Genomic DNA, 4,633 nt, shown 5'->3' with positions numbered 1-4,633 from the left:
CCCCCGGTGTCCCCGCGTTTCCCGGTATCGGCGCGGGATCCCGCGTCCGTACCGGTGGGTGCGTGGACGCCGGTCACGTGACGGCTGCCGCGAGCGCGCCGGGTTCGGGGAGCACTCCGAGCTCGGCCAGCAGAGCCTCACGCAGTGCCAGGAAGTCGCCGTCCGCCCGGCTACGGGCACCTTTGAGATGGATGCGGTGCTCGGCTGCGATCTCCCCGGCCCGCATGACGAGGACACGGTCGGCCAGTGTGATCGCCTCGTCGACGTCATGGGTGACCAGCAGCACCGCCGGCCGGTGCCGGGCGACCAGTTCCCGGACGAGTTCGTGCATCTTGATCCTGGTCAGCGCGTCGAGAGCGGCGAACGGTTCGTCGAGGAGCAGGAGCCTGGGCTCGCGGACCAGCGCCCGGGCGAGCGCGACCCGCTGCGCCTCCCCACCGGAGAGGGTGATCGGCCATGCGCCGAGATGGCTGGTGAGACCGACCTCCTCCAGCGCGGCCGCAGCTTTCTGCCGTCCCTCGGCCCGGGGCAGCCCGATCGAGACGTTGCGCCAGACCCGTTCCCACGGCAGCAGCCGGTGCTCCTGGAACACGACCGCTCGTTGCGCCGGCACGTCGACCGTGCCGGCGTCGGCCTGGTCGAGGCCGGCGAGGGTACGCAGCAGGGTGGTCTTGCCGCAGCCGCTCTTGCCCAGCAGGGCGACGAACTCCCCGGCGGCGATGTCGACGTCGAGCCTGTCGATCACGACCTTGTCCCGGTAGGCACGACGCAGGCCACGGACCCGGACGAGGGCCGGTTGCCCGGTGGATTCGGCCTGCCCGGTGGAGGCGGCAACCGCGGCGTCCCGTGGACCGGTGGCGGGTTGGGATGTCATGGGCTCGGGTTCCCTTCAACCAGGCGTTCGGCCAAGCCTGCGGCCAGACCGTGGACCACGGATCGCGCTGTCCTCAGACGGTGGTCGCGACGCTGGCCTCAGACGGTGGTCATGACCACCGTCGCGACGACGACCGGCGTTACAGCTTGGCCACGTGATCGGCAATTACAATCTTGCTGGGCAGCACCTTGCGTTCGGACAGCCAGTCCGCGCCGTACTGGAGCTTCTCGATCGCGTCGTCGTCGATCAGCTTGAGCTTCGTGACGACCTTGTTCGCCACCATCTTCTGCAGGACGCCGTCGGGGTAGTTGGCCGCGGCGGTCTGGATCCGCAGCGCCTCCTCTATGTGGTTCGCCTGCCACTCGAACTCCGCCGCATAGGCATTGATCACCTTGCGGATGACGTCGGCGTTCTTCTCGGCGTATTCCTTGCGGACCAGGTAGCTGCGGAAGTCCAGCTGCCGGGGCAGCTCGTCCTGGTCGACGAAAATGGGAACGGCGCCGTAGGCGACCTCGGCCTGCTCCCTCGGGCCGGACCAGATCGACCAGGCGTCGACCTTCCCCGTGGAGAACGCCGGTGCCGCGTCCGGCGGGTTCAGGTACACGAACTTCACCTGGTCCTTGGGGACTCCGTACTTCTCCAGGGCCGCCACCAGCAGGAACTCCCCGAGGCCGGACTTGTTCACCGCGACCGACTTGCCCGCCAGGTCCTTCACCGAACGGATTCCCGACTTCGGCAGGACGAGAATCGCGCTGGTCCGCGGCGACGACTCGGCGAATCCGACGTAGACCAGCGGGGAGCCGGCGAGAATGGCGGCGTCCGCCGGTGTGGAACTTCCCCCGAAGCTGAAATCCGCACTACCCCCGGTGACCGCCTGCATGGTCGGAGCGTGGTTCGGGAACGGGCCGAGCCACTGGACCGTGATGCCCTGTGCCTGCAGGTTCTTCTCCAGAACGCCGCGTTCCTTCTCCGGTGATCCCGTCCCGAAGGTGAGCCGGACCGTGGTGGTGCTGCCGTTGCCCTTACCGCTGTCGTCCGATCCGCAGGCGGCCAGTGGAACTGCCAGACCGGCCGCGGCGGCGGTGGACAGGAAGGTCCGCCGGGAGAACCCGCGGCGACCGATCACAGTGTGCCGGCCGTTGTCGGCGCCACGCGCGGCGGTCGGAGTCCACAAGGGGTTCGCAGGAGACATCGGTTTTCCTTTACGGCACGAGACCATTGAATAGTCAACAGTCATATATTGATTACTTGACGTAATATCGAGCGTGGTCAGGTACGGGCGTTCGCGTAGTTCGGATGCCAGGCGAGCAGGCGACGTTCGAGCAGCCGGGCAGCCAGGTCGGAAAGGATTCCGATGGTCGCGTAGATCAGTATCGCCAGCACGATGACATCGGTGCGCAGGAATTCGCGTGCGTCCATCGCCATGAAGCCGATACCGGAGTCGGCGCCGATGGTTTCGGCGACCACCAGGGCGAGCCATGCGGTGGTGAGGGCCAGGCGAATGCCGTTGAGGATGGAGGGGAGCGCACCGGGCAGCACGATCCGGCGTATCAGCTGACGCCGGGGCAGGCCGATGACCCGCCCGAGCTCGAGGAGTTTGGGATCCACCTGCCGGATCCCCAGCACGGTGTTGAGGTAGATCGGGGTGGCGGTGCCGAGCGCGACCAGGAAGACCTTGCCGGACTCGCCGATCCCGAACCACACGATCACCAGGGGCAGGATCGCCAGGAAGGGCACCGCGCGGATCATCTGGATCGGACGGTCGAGCAGCGCGTCCGCGAGCCTGGAGAAACCGACCGCGGTACCCAGGGAGAAGCCGACCCCGCCGCCGATCACGAAACCGGTCGCGGCCCGCCTCAGGCTGATCAGCGCATCCTTCGGGAGCTGGCCGCTGGCGGTGAGCTCCCGGGCGGTGGACAGCACCTTGGTGGGCGCGGGCAGCACCTGCGCGGAGATCACCCCGCTGCGGGCAAGGGCCTCCCAGATCACCAGCAGGAGCAGGGGGCTCAGCCAGGAGATCAGCCGGTAGGGCACGGCAACGGTTCGGCGACTGGCCGCGGGGGTGCTCCCGCCCGCAACCAGGCCTTCGGCCGGGCCGTCGACCTCGGTGCCGGCACCGGCATCAACACCGGCACCCGCGTAGACACCGACACTCGCCCCGGCCCCGGCGCCCGTGTCGGGCCCGACGTCGACGCCGTCCCGCGGGACGCGGGCCACGGGAGGCGTCTGCACGATCGTCTGCTCTGCCATGATTATTCCTGGTCTCTCTGCGGACGGTGGCCGGCAACGGTTGTCACGATCAATGGCTGTCACGATTGGTCACCCGCCATGACGCGGCACCCGGGGTGTGGCGAGCGGGCCCGGCCGACTCGGACCGTCAGGGACACGGCTAACAGCTATGGGGGGACGGTGGGCGTCCCGGCGCCGGAAACCGGGCACCGGAACTTGGGGAAGTCAGGAATGTGCGGTCGCGGGATCCGTAAGCAGCAGGTGACTCGGTGGATCGACCCGCCCTGCCCGAGCTAAGCCCGACAGGACAAACAGCGACAACTACACACCAGCGCGTAGTCCACACACCGGCGGCGAATCAGCGGTGTGCGCGGTGACATAGCTGTGGACTTTCGAGGAAACAACCAGTAATCGTCAAGATGATGGGAATATGGCAGAAATCATACTTCTCCATCTTGACGATGGAGAAAGTTGTCAATCACTCTGACGACAAGCGTAAGATCACGACTGAGGGTGCATGACCGGAGGCCGAACGGTCAGAAACGCTGGACGATGTGAATCCGACGCTGCCGCCGCAGCACTGGATCCCCATCGTCCAACGTGGAGAACCCGGCAAAGAGCCGGTAATAGGGATCAATAGGGATGCAGCGTGTGCTCCCCCGCTGTCAGCCGGTACCGGCCCCGAGATGACCGCCGCGGGGATGACCGGCCCGGAGATGACCGGTCTGGCTGTACTCGGCCAGGCGCAGGCGTCCGGCGTCCGCCACCCAGCGGGTGACAGAGGCGTTGGCGACCGAACCATACAGACGTACCAGCTTGGCCTCGGTGAGGTTGTCGAGAACGAACCGGAACATGATAACGACCGCGTCGTGCGCGGCGACCAGCACCCGGCGGCCGGCATGCTCCCGGCACACGTCCCGCAGGAAACTCCTCAGCCGCAGCGCAACGTCGGTAAGGGACTCACCGCCCGGCGGCCGGTAGTAGAGCTCACCGAGGTGGGCACGCCGCCGCGCCTCGTCGGGGAAGCGGGTCCGCACGGCAACCGAGGTCAGTTTGCTCAACACACCCGATTCACGATCGCGTAACCGTTCGTCGAGGACCAGCGGGGGAACCGCGCGGCCGGCACGCGCCAGCTCCTCACATGCGATACGAGCGGTCTCCTGCGCACGGACGTACGGTGAACATTCTATGATCTCCGGGACGCGCTCCGCCGGCAGCGAGGCAAGCCAGCGACCGAAGTCCCTTGCCTGCTCCCCGCCGAGCGCCGACAGCGGGATGTCGGGATCCCGCTGGGTGATGCCGGCGTCCTGGCTACCGGCGGCTTCGGACGCGGCGAGGGCCGCGTTACCGGTGCTCTGCCCGTGTCGCACCACGACGAGTTCCGCCGGCACGCCGGACGCGGCGGCATCACCCGTTGTCGCTATGTGCACGATCACACCGTACCCGCGATACTCGAACCGTACCGGCGACACTCGAGTCGTGATTCGTCCTGGAACCAGCCGAAACCTCGGGCGGGACGGACCCGATCCG

General features: G+C 67.5%; 4 protein-coding genes. All 4 read right to left on the bottom strand.

Annotated elements, in window-relative coordinates; genetic code table 11:
* Window positions 1-73: 73 nt before the first annotated feature.
* The 4 genes from DD1DGNOD_RS09965 to DD1DGNOD_RS09950 all read right to left on the bottom strand — a co-directional run bounded on the left by DD1DGNOD_RS09965 (window position 74) and on the right by DD1DGNOD_RS09950 (window position 4,533).
* Complete coding sequence (locus DD1DGNOD_RS09965) at window positions 74-874, bottom strand: ABC transporter ATP-binding protein (RefSeq protein WP_131769960.1); 801 nt, start codon at window positions 872-874, stop codon at window positions 74-76.
* Between the two features lie 139 nt (window positions 875-1,013).
* Complete coding sequence (locus tag DD1DGNOD_RS09960; protein WP_131766341.1) at window positions 1,014-2,066, bottom strand: aliphatic sulfonate ABC transporter substrate-binding protein; 1,053 nt, start codon at window positions 2,064-2,066, stop codon at window positions 1,014-1,016.
* A gap of 77 nt (window positions 2,067-2,143) precedes the next feature.
* Complete coding sequence (locus DD1DGNOD_RS09955) at window positions 2,144-3,124, bottom strand: ABC transporter permease subunit (protein ID WP_241255621.1); 981 nt, start codon at window positions 3,122-3,124, stop codon at window positions 2,144-2,146.
* A 644-nt stretch (window positions 3,125-3,768) separates the two neighbouring features.
* Window positions 3,769-4,533: a histidine phosphatase family protein gene (locus DD1DGNOD_RS09950; RefSeq protein ID WP_241251406.1), complete on the bottom strand. Its 765-nt coding sequence runs from the start codon at window positions 4,531-4,533 to the stop codon at window positions 3,769-3,771.
* Window positions 4,534-4,633 lie beyond the last annotated feature (100 nt).

The organism is Candidatus Protofrankia californiensis (assembly GCF_900634765.1).
GTDB lineage: Bacteria > Actinomycetota > Actinomycetes > Frankiales > Frankiaceae > Protofrankia > Protofrankia californiensis.
Note: the sequence above shows the minus strand (reverse complement) of the source record. Positions and strands in the feature narration are given on the sequence as shown.